Raw genomic sequence first — 14,202 nt, 5'->3', positions numbered from 1 at the left:
AGCGCCATGAACATCGGCCAGGCCGCCCGGGCGACCGGCATCAGCGCCAAGATGATCCGCTACTACGACGAGATCGGCCTCGTCCGGCCCGCGGCGCGCACCGAGGCCAACTACCGCGAGTACGACGCGCGGCAGGTGAACGAGCTGCGCTTCATCCGCCGCGCCCGCAACCTCGGCTTCTCGATGGCGGAGATCACCCGGCTGCTGTCCCTGTGGCGCGATCGCGAGCGCCCGAGCCGGGAGGTGAAGGCCATCGCCGACCGGCATGTGGCCGACCTCGACGCCCGGATCGCCGAGATGCAGGCCATGGCCGACGCCCTGCGGCATCTGTCCCACTGCTGCGCCGGCGACGACCGCCCGGACTGCCCGATCCTGGCCGACCTGACCGCGGGCTCCCTGCCTAGCGATCCTCCTCGCCGCTCCAGGCCATCTTGAGCGCCAGGGCCGCCGCCTCCGCGGCCTGCGGCCCCTGCTCCCGCTGGATCTCGGACAGGCGCGCGAGCGCCTTCAGCAGGAGCGTGGCCTCCGCCTCGCTGGCGCCGCCGTTGGCGAGGATCAGGGCGGGGATGTGCCCCCGCGCCCGTTCGCTCAGTTGGTTCCCGTCGTCTCCCACGGGGGATAAGGGACGACTCGCCTCCCGATTGCAAATTTACAACCGGAGGATGTTTACATTTGTTAGTTCGCGGCCAGCTCTAGTCCGCGGAGATCCCCCTCGGCCCGCCACGCTTCGAGCACCCGCGTGAACGCCACCGGCCCCGCCCCGTAGGAGCTGTTCTTGGCGCTCATCACCTCGGGCTTGCCCTCATTGTTGTAGTAGCCGGGCGTGCACTCCTTGAGGAACGCCTCGCGCAGCACCGCGAGGTTCACGATGGTGTCGACCCAGTCCGCCTCGGCCTCGGCGCTGGGCTCCACCGTGCGGGCCTGCCGCTCGGTCGCCGCTTGCACGATATAGGCGATGTGCTTCACCTGCTCGTTGATCATGTGCGGGAAGTTGGCCGAGAAGCCCGACTGCACGTTCGAGACGATGAAGCAGTTGGGGAAGCCGCGGGTGGTCAGCCCGTGCAGGGTCGAGGCGCCCTCCTTCCACTTGTCGGTCAGCGTCTGGCCGCCGCGCCCGTACAGCTCGTAGCCCGAGCGCCGGGTGTACTCGGTGCCGACCTCGAATCCCGTCGCATAGATCAGGCAGTCGAGTTCGTACTCGCGACCGTCCACCACCGCGCCGGTCTCGGTGATCCGCTCGACACCTTGGCCCTTGGTGTCCACGAGCGTGACGTTCGGGCGGTTGAAGGTGGGCAGGTACTCGTCGTGGAAGCACGGCCGCTTGCAGAACTGGTTGTACCAGGGCTTCAAGGCCTCGGCGGTCGCGGGGTCCTTCACCACCTCGTCCACCCGGGCGCGCACCTGCTCCATCTTCTTGAAGTCGGCGAGTTGCATCAGGGCGGCCGGGTTCTCCACCGGCTCGCCGGCCGCGGCCTTGCGCCGGGCCAGCAGCAGGATGTTGCCGATGATGTCGGTCCAGCCGTCGGCCACCAGGTCCTCGTCGGCGAAGCCGCCCGAGACCAGGGTGTTGAAGTTGTCCATCCGGTACTGCTGCCAGCCCGGCTGAAGCGTCTGCGCCCAGCCCGGATCAGTCGGCCGGTTGGCGCGCACGTCGATGGAGGACGGCGTCCGCTGGAAGACGTAGAGATGCTTGGCGCCCTCGCCGAGGTGCGGGATGCACTGCACGGCCGTCGCGCCGGTGCCGATGATCCCGACGACCTTGTCCTTCAGGCCCGTGAGCCCGCCGTTGGAATCCCCGCCCGTGTAGGCATAGTCCCAGCGGCTGGTATGGAACGAGTGGCCCTTGAAGCTCTCGACGCCCGGGATGCCGGGCAGCTTGGGCCGGTGCAGCGGCCCGTTGGCCATGACCACGAAGCGGGCCTTCATGGCGTCGCCGCGGTTGGTCGTCACGATCCAGCAGGCCGAATCCTCGTCCCACCGCATCCCGGTGACCTCGGTCTGGAAGCAGGCGTTGTCGTAGAGGCCGAAGTGCTCGCCGATCGCCCGGCTGTGCGCCAGGATCTCCGGCGCGCGGGAGTACTTCTCCTTCGGCAGGTAGCCGATCTCCTCCAGCAGCGGCAGGTAGATGTAGCTCTCGATGTCGCAGGCCGCGCCGGGATAGCGGTTCCAGTACCAGGTGCCGCCGAAGTCCCCGCCCTTCTCGACGATGCGGATGTCCTTCACCCCGGCTTCCCGCAGCCGGGCCCCGGCCAGCAGGCCCCCCGAAGCCGCCCCCGACCACCAGCACCTCGACCTCGTCGGCGAGCGGCGCACGCTCGACCTTCTCGACGTAGGGGTCGTCCAGGTAATGGGCGAACCGGCCGGCGATCTCGACGTACTGCTGGTTGCCGTCGGCGCGCAGCCGCTTGTCGCGCTCGGCCCGGTAGCGCGCCTTCAGCGCCTCCGGATCGAACCCCAGATCGTCCGGCTTGCGGTCCAGCGTCTCCGACATGGCCGTCCTCCCACCTCGTGTTATCGCCGATCAGCCTCCAGGTTCCCCGACGACAATCAAGCCCGAAAGGCGCCGCACCTGACGCAGCGCCATACCGAAAGCTCGACAATCGGAGGGGAGCGGCGGTAGCGTTCCGAATGACGACGTTCCGCCCGACTCTCCGCAGCTCCCTCCTCGCCCTCGCCGCGCTCGCCCTGGCGACGACCGCCGCCGCCCAGGCCTACAAGGCGCCGCGCAACGCCCTCGGCCAGCCGGACCTGGGGGCGTGTGGACCAACGCCGCCATCACCGGGCTGGAACGCCCGGCGATGTTCAAGTCCCTGACCCTCACCGAGGACGAGGCCAGGGCCTTCGAGGCCCGCCGCGCCGCCATGCGCGCCGCCCAGGACAGGCCGACCGATCCCAACGCCGGCGCCCCGCCGGTGGCCGACGATCCCGGCGGCTACAACGCCGCCTGGACCGATCCCGGCACGACGCTGGGCCGCATCCGAGGCGAGGCGCGCACTTCCTGGATCGTCGAGCCGGCGGACGGCAAGCTGCCCTACAGCGCTGAGGGCCGGAAGCTGCTGCAGGCGACGCTCGCCAAGGCCCGCAACACCTTCGACGGCCCCGAGGACCGCCCGCTCGGCGAGCGGTGCATCCTGGGCTTCGGCTCCACCGCCGGTCCGCCGATGCTCAACGTGCTCTACAACAACCACTACGAGATCGTTCAGACCCGGGACACGGTCGCCATCGTGGTCGAGATGAACCACGACGCCCGGGTGATCCGGCTGAACGACAAGACCCACCTGCCGGCCCACATCCGTCCCTGGATGGGCGACTCGATCGGCTGGTGGGAGGGCGACACCCTCGTGGTGGAGACCACCAACTTCAATCCGGGCGAGGTGCTCAGGCCCTACTTCGCGGCCACGATCTACATTTCCGAGGACGCCAAGGTGACCGAGCGCTTTACCCGCATCGCCGACGGCCAGATCCTCTACCAGTTCACTGTCGACGACCCGAAGGTGTTCACCCAGCCCTGGAAGGCGGAGATGCCGCTCAACGCGGCCAAGGGCCCGGTCTACGAATACGCCTGCCACGAGGGCAACTACTCCCTCCCCGGCATCCTCGCCGGCGCGAGACTGGCGGAGAAGGAAGGCCGGGCGCCGGAAAGCGTGGATCTGACGGAGTAATCTCCTCTCCCGCGAGCGGCAGCGAGTGGGAGAGGGTAGGGTGAGGGCCGGCTGGGACCCGTCCGCCACGCCGGATGCGAGCCCGAGGGCCCTCGACCTCTCACCGGCGGAACACCACCGCACGTGCCGCCCCTCACCCTGCCCTCTCCCCTCGCGTCGCGACGGGAGAGGAGGCTAAAGAGCACCCGTGCCTGACCTCGGAACCTACGACTACATCGTCTGCGGCGCGGGCAGCGCCGGCTGCCTGCTGGCGAACCGCCTGTCGGCCGATCCTTCCAACCGCGTCCTCGTGCTGGAGGCGGGCGGTCAGGACGACTGGGTCTGGTTCCACATCCCCGTGGGCTACCTCTTCGCCATCGGCAATCCGCGCGCCGACTGGATGTTCGAGACCGAGGTCGAGGCGGGCCTGGGGGGCCGGGCGCTCGCCTATCCACGCGGCAAGGTGATCGGCGGCTCCAGCGCCATCAACGCCATGATCTACATGCGCGGCCAGGCCGCCGACTACGACGGCTGGCGCCAGCTCGGCCTCGAGGGCTGGGGCTGGGACGACGTGCTCCCTGCGTTCAAGCGCCATGAGGACCACATCGACGGCGGGAGCCCGTTCCACGGGTCGGGGGCGAATGGCGCGTTGAGCATCCCCGCGTCCGCTGGCAGATCCTCGACGCGGTCCGCGACGCCGCCGCCGAGCTGGGGATCCCCAAGATCGGCGACTTCAACACCGGCGACAACGAGGGCTCGGCCTACTTCCAGGTGAACCAGAAGCGCGGCCGCCGCTGGAGCGCTGCGCGCGGCTTCCTGAAGCCGGCCCTCAAGCGCCCGAACCTGCGCCTGGAGACCGGCGTCCACGTGGAGCGGGTGACGTTCGATGGGACGCGGGCTGCCGGCGTCGTCTTCCGCCGCGGCGCCGAACTCTTCGAAGCGAAGGCCGCGGGCGAGGTGATCCTGGCCTCCGGCGCGGTGATGAGCCCCAAGCTGCTGGAGCTCTCCGGCGTCGGCGACGGCGCCCCGCCTGCAGGCCCTCGGCGCCCTCGTGGTCCATCACAGCCCCGGCGTCGGCGAGAACCTGCAGGACCACCTGCAGCTCCGCCCGGTGTTCAAGGTCTCAGGCGTCCGGACCCTCAACACCGAGTACGCCAACCTCGCCAAGCGTGCCTGGATGGGGATCGAATACGCCCTGAACGGCTCCGGGCCCCTGACCATGGCGCCGTCCCAGGTCGGCCTCTTCGCCAGGTCGTCGGCCCGCTACGCCACCGCCAACCTGGAGTTCCACTTCCAGCCGCTGTCGCTCGACCGGTGGGGCGAGGGCATGCACCCGTTCGGCGCCTTCACGGCCAGCGTCTGCAACCTGCGGCCGTCCAGCCGGGGCAGCATCCACGCCGTCTCGCCGGATCCCGCCGCCCCGCCGCGCATCGCCCCCAACTACCTCTCAACCGACGAGGACCGCGAAGTGGCCTGCGACGCGCTCCGCCTCGCCCGCCGCATCGCCTCGCAACCCGCCCTGGCGAAGTACCGGCCCGAGGAATTCCGCCCCGGCGCCCACCTGACCAGCGACGAGGACCTCCGCGCCGCCGCCGCCGACATCGGCACCACCATCTTCCACCCGGCGGGCACGGCGGCCATGGGCCCGGACCACGACCCCAACGCGGTGCTGGACGCCCGACTGCGCGTCCGCGGCGTTCAGGGCCTGCGCGTCGTCGACGCCTCGGCCATGCCCCGCATCGTCAGCGGCAACACCAACTCCCCCACCCTGATGATCGCCGAGAAGGGCGCGGCCATGATCCTGGAGGACCGGCGCTGAACCATTCCTCCCCTTCGGGGGAGGTGGCCCGAAGGGCCGGAGGGGGGTCCGCTCAGACAGTGGATGACCCCCTCAGTCGCCTGCGGCGACAGCTCCCCCGATGGGGAGCAATTGGGCCTCCAGAATCGTCCTACCCTCGGCTCCATGAAGCGCCTCGTCTTCGACCTCGACGGGACCCTAACCCACGACGACGCTGGCCGCCCCTACGCCGAGCGGGCGCCCAACCTCGCCATGGTCGAGAAGCTGCGCGCCTACCGCGATCAGGGCTTCGAGATCGTCATCTGCTCGGCGCGCAACATGCGCACCTACGGCGGGGACATCGGCAAGATCAACGCCAACACCCTGCCGGTCATCCTCGACTGGCTGGCCCGCCACGACGTCCCCTACGACGAGGTCCATGTGGGCAAGCCCTGGTGCGGGACCGAGGGGTTCTACGTCGACGACAAGGCGATCCGCCCGTCGGAGTTCCTGGCGCTCTCCCACGAGGAGATCCACGCCCTCCTCGCGCGGGAGGCCTGAGGTTGAGCGTCCGCCTGATCATGTCGGGCGCCGTGGTCGGCCAGGAGCTGGCCGCCGAGTTCGGCCCCCCTGCCCCCGTCCTTCCTGCCTGTCGGCGTCCAGCGGCTCTACGAGCTGCAGCTCGCCGCGCTCGGCGAGGGGCCGGTCCATCTCGTGCTGCCCGAGAGTTTCGACATCCCCGCCGCCGACGCCCAACGGCTGGCCGAGCTCGGCGTGGAGGTCGTGCCGATCCCGGAAGGCCTCCGCCTCGGCGAGGCCGTGGTCTATGCGCTGAACGCCATCGGCGCGGGCGACGTGCCGGTCCACCTGCTACACGGCGACACCCTGATCCCGGCCCCGCCCCCTCGGCCGCACGGACGTCTTCGTCAGCGGCCTGCGCTCGAGCGAATACGCCTGGGCCGAGCTGGAGGTCGACGCCGCTGGCCGCATCCTCGCGCTCCACGACACCCCGGCCGGCGAGGACGGCCACGAGGGCTGGCCGATCGCCGCCGGCTATTTCGCCTTCGCCTCGGCGCTCGACCTGCTCCGCTCGCTCACCCGCTGCCGCGGCCACTTCGTCGACGGCCTGAACCACTACCTGGCCGGCCACGCCGTGCGCCTGGCGCCCGCCGACGCCTGGCTCGACTTCGGCCACCTCACGACCTTCTTTCAGTCGCGCCTGGCGGTGACCACAGCCAGGGCCTTCAACACCGTCCGCATCGACGGGCTGACCGCGAAGAAGTCCTCCGACGACACCGCCAAGATGCGCGCCGAGGCCCACTGGCTGCAGGCCGCCCCGCCGTCGGTGCAGATCTATACCGCCCGCCTGCTGGGCTTCGGCCTGGAGCAGGGCCGCGCCTTCTACGAGACCGAATACGAGTTCCTCCCCCGTCCTCTCCGAGCTCTTCGTCTATGGGGCGGTGGGGAAGAAGCCGTGGCTGCGGATCATGGGCTCGGTGGAGGACCTGCTCCGGGCCATGGCCGCCGTCCCGGGCGACGGCTCCGGGCGACGCGGCGCTCCGCCAGCTCGCCGCCGAGAAGACGCTGGCCCGCCTGGAGACCTTCGCCCGCGACACCGGCTGGCCGATCGACAAGCGCATCCGCTACGGCGACCGCGCCTGCCCCTCGCTCGTCCGGATCGCCGAGCAGCTCGCCTCGGCCATGGACCTCAGGAGCGGCCGGCGCGAGGTCGCCATGCACGGCGACCTCTGCTTCTCGAACCTGCTGTGGGACAGCCGCAACCGCCGGATCAAGGCCATCGACCCGCGCGGCGCCGTCGACCGCGCGCCGACCCTCCACGGCGACCTGCGCTACGATCTCGCCAAGCTCGCCCACTCGGTGGTCGGCCGGTACGACCAGATCATCGCCGGCCGCTATGCGCTCTCCGCCGACGGGGAAATCGCCTTCGATCCCGTGGCCTGCCAGCCCTGGCTGGAGGGCGCGCTGGCCGACCTCGTGGTCGACGGCCAGGGCGGGCTCTCCCAGCCGGTCCGCGCGGTGATGGCCAGCCTCTTCCTTTCCATGCTCCCCCTGCACGCCGACCGCCCGGACCGGCAGCAGGCGTTCCTCGCCAATGCGCTCCGCCTCTGGTGCGAGCTCGACGGATCGCTCAGGGCCGCCGCGTGATCGTCATCCCCATGGCCGGCCGCTCGCAGCGGTTCTTTGACGCCGGCTACACCGTGCCGAAGTACATGCTGGACCTGAACGGCAGGAGCGTCTTCGCCAATGCGGTCGGCAGTTTCGAGGCCGAGTTCCGCCGCCGGCCCTTCCTGTTCATCACCGCCGGCGACAACGACGGCTTCGTCCGGCACGAGGCCGAGCGCCTGGGGATCGAGGACTCCCGTGTCGTCGGACTCGACGGCCCCACGGCCGGCCAGGCCGAAACCGTCGAGCGCGGCCTCGGCGGCCACGACGGCCCGCTCACCATCTTCAACATCGACACCTTCCGGCCGGGCTTCACCTTCCCGGGCGGGCTCTTCGACGACGCCGACGGCTGGTTGGAGGTTTTCCGCGGCTCCGGCGCCAACTGGTCCTACGTGAAGCCGGCGTCCGGCCCCGAGCCCTGGGCCATCGAGACCGCCGAGAAGAAGCCGATCTCCGACCTCTGCTGCACCGGCCTCTACCACTTCGCCCGCGCCGCGGACTTCCGCGCGGCGCTTTCCGCCGAACGCGAGGCGCCCCCAGGCTCCCGAGCTCTATGTCGCCCCGCTCTACAACCACCTCATCCGCGCCGGCCGCCGGATCGCCTGGCGCGAGATCGACCGTTCCGAGGTGGTCTTCTGCGGCACGCCTGCCGAATACGAGGCGCTTAAGGGCTAGCGCGCCGCGCGGCGCAGCCGCGCCATAGATCCACGAACGCGGCGCACCACGAACGTCGCCGACGGCCCGCCTTCTGTGTGGTTCTGTGTGTTTCTGTGGTTTGAATCCTGCGACGTCAGCGCCGCCGCGGGGCTGCAGAATGGGAACCACAGAAACACACAGAAGGAGCCCGCTGCCTCCGGGCCAAGCGGATCCGTCCGACCGCTTCGCCGTCCTTCTTCGTGGGTTCTTGGACCGACCTAGGCCGGCGGCTGGACGAAGGTCACGCCCGGCGCGCGGGGGATCATCCACGGCCTCGCCAGGTCGTCGTTGGCCGTGCGGACCGGGGCGGGCTTCTCGCCGTTGATCCGCTTCCAGACCTCGGCGAACAGCGCCTTCACCTCGGCCGAGGCCGGGCCCTCGCCGTCGATCTCCAGCACCGAGCGCTGCTGGGCGAACGCCGTCTGGTAGACCAGCCGCGAGCGCAGCGCTGCGCCCGCCACCGGCAGGCCCGCGAACCTCAGCGCCTCGAAGGCCTTCAGCACCGCCGGCGGCTCGACGCCGTTCCGGGCCGGCGCGCACTGGTTCAGCACGATGACGCCATCGCGGCCCAGCCGCTGGATGATCGCCACCGAGCGCACCGCCGCGGCCAGGTCGAGGTAGGTCGGGCGCGCCACCGCCAGGCACAGGTCGGCCACCTTCACCGCCTCGGAGACGTCCATCTCGGGCGCCGCCGGCGTGTCGATGATCAGCAGTTCGGCCCCGCCGCGCCGGCAGGCCTCGGTGAGCGCGAAGAGCTTGGCCGCGCTGGTCTCGAACAGCAGGGAGGCCGCCTCCTCCCGCTCGCGCAGGACTTCGCAGGCGCTGCGCAAGGGGTCGGCGTCGGCGAGCAGGGCCTTCACGCCCATGGCGCGGGCGGCCAGGGCCAGGTTGACCGCGACCGTCGTCTTTCCGGCCCCGCCCTTGCGGGACATCACGGCAAGCGTCTTCACCTGCGCGCCCCCCAATCCATCGCGGCAACCCCCTCTCCGGAGGGTTCCCAGGCGTTAAGGATGCGCAGACTTATCCACAGCTGTGAAGATCGTTTGACAGCTATGGGAATCAGGCGCGCGCGGCGCCCGGAATCAACCCACCGGCTGGGGGTTGAACCGCTGCTGCTGCTCGGTGTTCTGGCGGTCGATCATCCGGCGCTCGTCCCACTGCTCCTGGGTCATGCAGACCTTGGTGGGCAGCTTGGAGCCGAGGACCGCCTCCTTTTTGCAGACGAGGCCGTTCTTGTTCACCTTGCCCTTCTTGGCGGGCTGCTCGGCGACCGGCGCCGGCTGCGCCGCCTGGGCCGTGGTGTCGGCCATCATGAGGACGGCGGCGAAGGTGATGGCGATCATGGACTGGCGCTCCCCGGAGACGGTCTGGCTCAAGACATAGCCGAACGACGGCCACGGAACAAATCAACCCGATGTCACACCGCCGTAACCGGATCAGGCAGGTTCGATCTCTCGGACCGTCTCGATGCCGGCCGCGCGGAGCGCGTTCAGCAATTCATCCACAGCCGAGGCGAGCGCCTGTGGATCGCGGCCCCGCAGCACGAGGTTGGAGCCGTACCCCTCCGGCGTGAAGAACGGATAGCTGCCGAGCGACAGGTCGGGATGGGCCTTGGCCACCGCCTCAAGCGGCGCGGCGATCACCCCCTCGCCCGAGCCCTCGACCCGCACGGTCCGCGACACGGTGACGGCCCCGCCCTTCAGCCGCGGCCCCACGTCCTCCAGCATCCCACGCATGATCTGCGGCACGCCGGCCAGCACGAAGACGTTGCCGATGGTGAAGCCCGGCGGCCCCTGGACGGGGTTCTTCACCAGCTCGCCGCCCACCGGCACCCGCGCCATGCGCCGCCTGGCGGCGTTCAGCTCGTCGCCCCAGCGCGCGGTCATCATGGCGAGGATCTCGGGATGCTCGATCAGCTCGACCCCGAACGCCGCCGCCACCGCGTCGGCGGTGATGTCGTCGTGCGTCGGCCCGATCCCGCCCGTGGTGATCACATAGTCGTAGCGCGTCCGGAGCGCGTCCAGCGCCGCCACGATCTCCTCCAGGACGTCCGGCACGGTCCGGGCCTCGGCCAGGTCCACGCCGTGCACCCCCAGATACCGCGCGATGTCCCGAAGGTTGGTGTCCTGCGTCCGCCCGGAAAGGATCTCGTCGCCGATGATCAGCACGCCGGCCGTGACGCGATCCTCAGACATCGACTTCCCTCACTGAAAACACGTTCCACCACGATTGGAGCCGTGGCCTCCGACGCGGTCAAGGAAGGAACCACGCGTCCTTCCCTCTACGTGTCATCCCGGTTTGGGCGAAGCCCAAGACCGGGACCCAGTAGCCACCGCCCACGCCCGTTGCGCCTGGCTTCTCGCCCCCGCCCTTCCTTCACCGCCGCGCTTCCTGGGTCCCGGTCTTCGCCTGCGGCGAAACCGGGATGACATCGGAGAGAAGCGCAAGCAGAGATGCCCACCATGCTCTTCCCCTCGCCGCTCCTCCGCGGAACCCTCGTCGCCCGGTACAAGCGCTTCTTCGCCGACGTGGTCCTGGAGGACGGGACGGCGATCACCGCCCACTGTCCGAACCCCGGGGCGATGCTCGGGCTGAACACGCCGGGCCTGCCCGCCTGGGTCTCCACCTCCGACGACCCGAAGCGAAAGCTCCGCCACACCCTTGAGCTCGTGGAGGCCGACGGCGGCCTCGTCGGCATCAACACCCTGCACCCCAACCGCCTGGTCGCCGAGGCGCTCGCCGCCGACGCCATCCCCGAGCTGACCGGCTACGAGGTCCACCGGCGAGAGGTGAAGTACGGCGCCAATTCCCGCGTCGATTTCCTGCTGGAGCATCCCGGCCGTCCGAGAGCCTGGCTCGAGGTGAAGAACTGCCACCTGAAGCGCCAGGACGGGCTCGCCGAGTTCCCCGACTGCGTCGCCGCCCGTTCCACCAGGCACCTGCGCGAGCTCGCCCACACGGTCACGGAAGGCGACCGCGCCATCGTCCTGTTCGTCGTCCAGCGCACCGATTGCAGCCGCTTCAGCCCCGCCGCCGACTGCGACCCGACCTTCGCCGCCGCCCTCTCCGAAGTCGCCGAGCAGGGCGTCGAGGTCCTGGTCTACGGCTGCGAGATCGACACCACGGGCGTCCGGCTGACCCGGCCCATGCCCTGGGTCGGCGCACGGAATCCTCAGGTCCTCGCCGGATAGCGGGAACGCCGTTCCGCTTCCGGGCATTTGCGCCCCGGAGGCCCTTGATGAACCGATCCTTCCGCGCCCTCGCCCTCGCCGCCGCCGTCCTGTCGCCGATCCCCGCTGTGGCGGCCGGGGCCGTGGTCGATCCCGCCGCCGCGCCCGCGGCCGACGACGACATCCGGGGCACGGTCGGGGTCTGCGTCCGCTGGGGCGCCGACGCCACCAAGCTCGCCGAGGTCGTGGTGGTGAAGCCCTCCGGCGACGCCCGCGTCGACGCGCTGGCGGCCGGCACGCTGCGGGAGCTGCCGTTCCCGAAGCCGCCGGGCGACACCGGCGCCTGGCGGGCGATGAGCATGGGCATCGGCGGCGCCGAGCCCCCTGCCGAGCCGCCGAGTTGCGCCGGGCTCTCGTCCGTGGTCTCCGACGAGAGCGAGCCACTCGCCGACAAGCCGCTGCCCAAGCAGATCGCGGCTTAAACGCCCGCCGCCGTTGAACTTCCGGTCAGGGATTGCGACATAGGCTCTTTACGGCGGCCCCGGTCTGAGGCCGCCCGCGCTCAAGAGCTCTCCCATGACCGACATCCTCGACGGCGAACACCGCACCGGCCAGATCAAGATCCACACGCCCGAGGACTTCGAGGGCATGCGCCGCGCCGGCAAGCTGGCCGCCGAGTGTCTGGACATGCTGATCCCGCACGTGGTCCCCGGCGTGGTCACCGAGAAGCTCGACGATCTGGCCCGCGAGTTCATCCTCGACCACGGCGCGATCCCGGCCTGCCTGGGCTACCGCGGCTACACCAAGACCACCTGCATCAGCCCGAACCATATCGTCTGCCACGGCATCCCCGGCGAGCGCGTGCTGCGCGAGGGCGACATCGTCAACATCGACGTCACCGTCATCGTCGACGGCTGGCACGGCGACACGAGCCGCATGTACGGCGTCGGCGCCGTCGCGCCCCGCGCCAAGCGGCTGGTGGACGTCACCTACGAGGCCCTCGAGCGCGGCCTCGCCGCCGTGAAGCCGGGCCAGCGCACCGGCGACATCGGCCACGCCATCCAGACTTACGTCGAGAGCATGCGCTGCTCGGTGGTTCGCGACTTCTGCGGCCACGGCCTGGGCAGGGTGTTCCATGACACGCCGAACATCCTGCACTTCGGCCAGAAGGGCACGGGCGAGCTGCTCCGCCCCGGCATGTTCTTCACCATCGAGCCGATGGTGAACCTCGGCAAGCACCCGGTGAAGCTGCTCTCCGACGGCTGGACGGCGGTCACCCGCGACAAGTCGCTGTCGGCCCAGTGCGAGCACTCCGTCGGCGTCACCGAGACCGGCGTCGAGATCTTCAGCGCCTCCCCTACCGGCCAGTTCAAGCCCGAGATGCTGAGCGCCTAGTCCCTCCCTATTCAGGGAGGGAAGTAACACTCCGCCCCCAAACGTTACGCATCCCTAACTTGCGCGCGTAACCGCCTCCGGTGCAGCCTCCCCCGCAACGAGGGGTGGTGAAAATCCGATGCTGTCGATCAAGAACCTGACGCACGTGTACGGCAATGGCACGAAGGCGCTCGACGCCGTCGACCTGGAGGTCGGCACCGGGATGTTCGGCCTGCTGGGCCCGAACGGGGCCGGCAAGTCCACGCTGATGCGGAGCATCGCCACCCTGCAGACGCCGACCTCCGGCGAGATCCGCTTCGGCGACATCGACGTCATCAAGGAGCCCGAGAAGCTCCGCCGCACGCTGGGCTACCTGCCGCAGGACTTCGGCGTCTATCCGCGGGTGAACGCCTACGACATGCTCGACCACATGGCGGTCCTGAAGGGGATCGCCGGCAAGGCGGAGCGCAAGGAGACGGTCGAGGGCCTGCTCCACCAGGTGAACCTCTGGGACGTGCGCAAGAAGGCGGTCGCCGGCTACTCGGGCGGCATGCGCCAGCGCTTCGGCATCGCCCAGGCCCTGATCGGCCGGCCCCAGCTGATCATCGTCGACGAGCCCACCGCCGGCCTCGACCCCGAGGAGCGCAACCGCTTCCTCAACCTGCTGGCCGAGATCGGCGAGAACGTCGTCGTCATCCTCTCGACCCACATCGTCGAGGACGTCTCCGACCTCTGCCCGCGCATGGCGATCCTCGCCGGCGGCAGGATCCTCAAGGAGGGCGCGCCCGCCCAGCTCATGGGCGACCTCAAGGGCCGCATCTGGACCAAGACCATCGACCGCCACGAGCTGGACGCCACGCGCGCCGCCCACGAGGTGATCTCCACCCGCCTCTCCGGCGGCCGCACCGTCGTCCACGTGCTCTCCGACACGTCGCCGGGCGCCGGCTTCACGCCTGTCGAGGGCGGCCTCGAGGACGTCTACTTCTCCACGCTGACCGCCTCGCGGCGCGCGGCCTAAAGCCCAGGACGCGCCCATGTTCGGCAAGATCGCGGGCTTCGAGCTCCGCTACCAGATCCGCCAGCCGATCTTCTGGATCGCAGGCCTGATCTTCTTCCTGCTGGTCTTCGGCTCGATGACCATCGACCAGATCCAGATCGGGTCCGGCGGCAACATCCACAAGAACGCACCCAGCGCGATCAGCCAGACCATGCTGATCATGACGCTGTTCTTCATGTTCGTGTCGACGGCCTTCGTGGCCAACGTCATCGTCCGCGACGACGAGACAGGCTACGGGCCGATCATCCGCTCCACGCGGATCCGCAAGTTCGACTACCTGTTCGGCCGGTTCGCCGGCGCCTT

General features: G+C 70.0%; 19 protein-coding genes and 1 pseudogene. 13 read left to right on the top strand and 7 right to left on the bottom strand.

Features of this window, described 5'->3' with window-relative positions:
• Window positions 1-6 precede the first annotated feature (6 nt).
• Window positions 7-435, top strand: a complete 429-nt coding sequence (gene cueR / locus LRS04_RS13585; RefSeq protein WP_257816824.1) for a Cu(I)-responsive transcriptional regulator — start codon at window positions 7-9, stop codon at window positions 433-435.
• On the opposite strand, the gene LRS04_RS13580 is transcribed toward cueR, so the two are convergent.
• Window positions 401-613 (bottom strand): hypothetical protein, encoded by a 213-nt coding sequence (locus tag LRS04_RS13580; protein ID WP_257816823.1) that lies wholly within the window; start codon window positions 611-613, stop codon window positions 401-403. The genes cueR and LRS04_RS13580 overlap by 35 nt on opposite strands.
• 62 nt (window positions 614-675) lie before the next feature.
• Window positions 676-2,313, bottom strand: coding sequence for an NAD(P)/FAD-dependent oxidoreductase (locus LRS04_RS13575; RefSeq protein WP_257816822.1), 1,638 nt, complete (start codon window positions 2,311-2,313; stop codon window positions 676-678).
• A 315-nt stretch (window positions 2,314-2,628) separates the two neighbouring features.
• Between LRS04_RS13575 and LRS04_RS13570 the strand changes: the two genes are divergently transcribed.
• From LRS04_RS13570 to LRS04_RS13545, 6 genes and pseudogenes are all read left to right on the top strand, one after another.
• Entirely contained in the window at window positions 2,629-2,814 is a 186-nt protein-coding gene (locus LRS04_RS13570) for a hypothetical protein (RefSeq protein ID WP_257816821.1), read from the top strand.
• The gene (locus LRS04_RS13565) at window positions 2,799-3,662 is read left to right on the top strand and encodes a hypothetical protein (protein ID WP_257816820.1); all 864 of its coding nucleotides are present in this window, start codon (window positions 2,799-2,801) and stop codon (window positions 3,660-3,662) included. The genes LRS04_RS13570 and LRS04_RS13565 overlap by 16 nt, the downstream gene beginning before the upstream one ends.
• Before the next feature lie 187 nt (window positions 3,663-3,849).
• Window positions 3,850-4,416 carry a GMC family oxidoreductase gene (locus tag LRS04_RS13560; RefSeq protein ID WP_257816819.1) on the top strand — a complete coding sequence of 189 codons (567 nt, stop codon included), beginning with the start codon at window positions 3,850-3,852 and terminating at the stop codon, window positions 4,414-4,416.
• Window positions 4,317-4,604 (top strand): annotated as a pseudogene (locus tag LRS04_RS13555) (GMC family oxidoreductase N-terminal domain-containing protein); the annotation flags it as partial. The gene LRS04_RS13560 and the pseudogene LRS04_RS13555, both read left to right, overlap by 100 nt.
• An 88-nt stretch (window positions 4,605-4,692) precedes the next feature.
• The gene (locus LRS04_RS13550; protein ID WP_257816818.1) at window positions 4,693-5,460 is read left to right on the top strand and encodes a GMC family oxidoreductase; all 768 of its coding nucleotides are present in this window, start codon (window positions 4,693-4,695) and stop codon (window positions 5,458-5,460) included.
• A 144-nt stretch (window positions 5,461-5,604) separates the two neighbouring features.
• Window positions 5,605-5,979 carry an HAD-IIIC family phosphatase gene (locus tag LRS04_RS13545; RefSeq protein ID WP_257816817.1) on the top strand — a complete coding sequence of 125 codons (375 nt, stop codon included), beginning with the start codon at window positions 5,605-5,607 and terminating at the stop codon, window positions 5,977-5,979.
• Window positions 5,980-5,997: 18 nt separating this feature from the next.
• Here the strand turns inward: LRS04_RS13545 and LRS04_RS13540 are convergent, their stop codons facing one another.
• The gene (locus LRS04_RS13540) at window positions 5,998-6,285 is read right to left on the bottom strand and encodes a hypothetical protein (RefSeq protein WP_257816816.1); all 288 of its coding nucleotides are present in this window, start codon (window positions 6,283-6,285) and stop codon (window positions 5,998-6,000) included.
• 585 nt (window positions 6,286-6,870) lie between these two features.
• Between LRS04_RS13540 and LRS04_RS13535 the strand changes: the two genes are divergently transcribed.
• Both LRS04_RS13535 and LRS04_RS13530 read left to right on the top strand, forming a co-directional pair.
• Complete coding sequence (locus LRS04_RS13535; protein WP_257816815.1) at window positions 6,871-7,584, top strand: phosphotransferase; 714 nt, start codon at window positions 6,871-6,873, stop codon at window positions 7,582-7,584.
• On the top strand, window positions 7,581-8,270 hold the full coding sequence (locus LRS04_RS13530) for a capsular biosynthesis protein (RefSeq protein ID WP_257816814.1): 690 nt from the start codon (window positions 7,581-7,583) through the stop codon (window positions 8,268-8,270). The genes LRS04_RS13535 and LRS04_RS13530 overlap by 4 nt, the downstream gene beginning before the upstream one ends.
• A gap of 246 nt (window positions 8,271-8,516) precedes the next feature.
• Here the strand turns inward: LRS04_RS13530 and LRS04_RS13525 are convergent, their stop codons facing one another.
• The 3 genes from LRS04_RS13525 to LRS04_RS13515 all read right to left on the bottom strand — a co-directional run bounded on the left by LRS04_RS13525 (window position 8,517) and on the right by LRS04_RS13515 (window position 10,493).
• Window positions 8,517-9,248, bottom strand: a complete 732-nt coding sequence (locus LRS04_RS13525; RefSeq protein WP_257816813.1) for a ParA family protein — start codon at window positions 9,246-9,248, stop codon at window positions 8,517-8,519.
• 132 nt (window positions 9,249-9,380) lie between these two features.
• Window positions 9,381-9,641: a hypothetical protein gene (locus LRS04_RS13520; RefSeq protein WP_257816812.1), complete on the bottom strand. Its 261-nt coding sequence runs from the start codon at window positions 9,639-9,641 to the stop codon at window positions 9,381-9,383.
• Window positions 9,642-9,734: 93 nt separating this feature from the next.
• Window positions 9,735-10,493: a competence/damage-inducible protein A gene (locus LRS04_RS13515; RefSeq protein WP_257816811.1), complete on the bottom strand. Its 759-nt coding sequence runs from the start codon at window positions 10,491-10,493 to the stop codon at window positions 9,735-9,737.
• Between the two features lie 267 nt (window positions 10,494-10,760).
• Between LRS04_RS13515 and sfsA the strand changes: the two genes are divergently transcribed.
• From sfsA to LRS04_RS13495, 4 genes are all read left to right on the top strand, one after another.
• The gene (sfsA, locus tag LRS04_RS13510; RefSeq protein ID WP_257819112.1) at window positions 10,761-11,489 is read left to right on the top strand and encodes a DNA/RNA nuclease SfsA; all 729 of its coding nucleotides are present in this window, start codon (window positions 10,761-10,763) and stop codon (window positions 11,487-11,489) included.
• Between the two features lie 47 nt (window positions 11,490-11,536).
• The gene (locus tag LRS04_RS13505) at window positions 11,537-11,950 is read left to right on the top strand and encodes a hypothetical protein (RefSeq protein ID WP_257816810.1); all 414 of its coding nucleotides are present in this window, start codon (window positions 11,537-11,539) and stop codon (window positions 11,948-11,950) included.
• A 94-nt stretch (window positions 11,951-12,044) separates the two neighbouring features.
• Window positions 12,045-12,863, top strand: coding sequence for a type I methionyl aminopeptidase (map, locus tag LRS04_RS13500; RefSeq protein WP_257816809.1), 819 nt, complete (start codon window positions 12,045-12,047; stop codon window positions 12,861-12,863).
• A gap of 118 nt (window positions 12,864-12,981) precedes the next feature.
• A complete protein-coding gene (locus LRS04_RS13495) occupies window positions 12,982-13,860 on the top strand; it encodes an ABC transporter ATP-binding protein (protein WP_257816808.1) in 879 nt (292 codons plus the stop codon).
• 48 nt (window positions 13,861-13,908) lie between these two features.
• On the opposite strand, the gene LRS04_RS13490 is transcribed toward LRS04_RS13495, so the two are convergent.
• On the bottom strand, window positions 13,909-14,103 hold the full coding sequence (locus LRS04_RS13490; RefSeq protein WP_257816807.1) for a hypothetical protein: 195 nt from the start codon (window positions 14,101-14,103) through the stop codon (window positions 13,909-13,911).
• Between the last annotated feature and the right edge of the window lie 99 nt (window positions 14,104-14,202).

The sequence above is a fragment of the Phenylobacterium sp. J367 genome, assembly GCF_024699985.1.
In the GTDB taxonomy this organism is placed as follows: Bacteria; Pseudomonadota; Alphaproteobacteria; order Caulobacterales; family Caulobacteraceae; genus Phenylobacterium.
The sequence above is the reverse complement of the archived record's forward strand: the minus strand, read 5'-3'. Positions and strand labels throughout refer to the sequence as shown.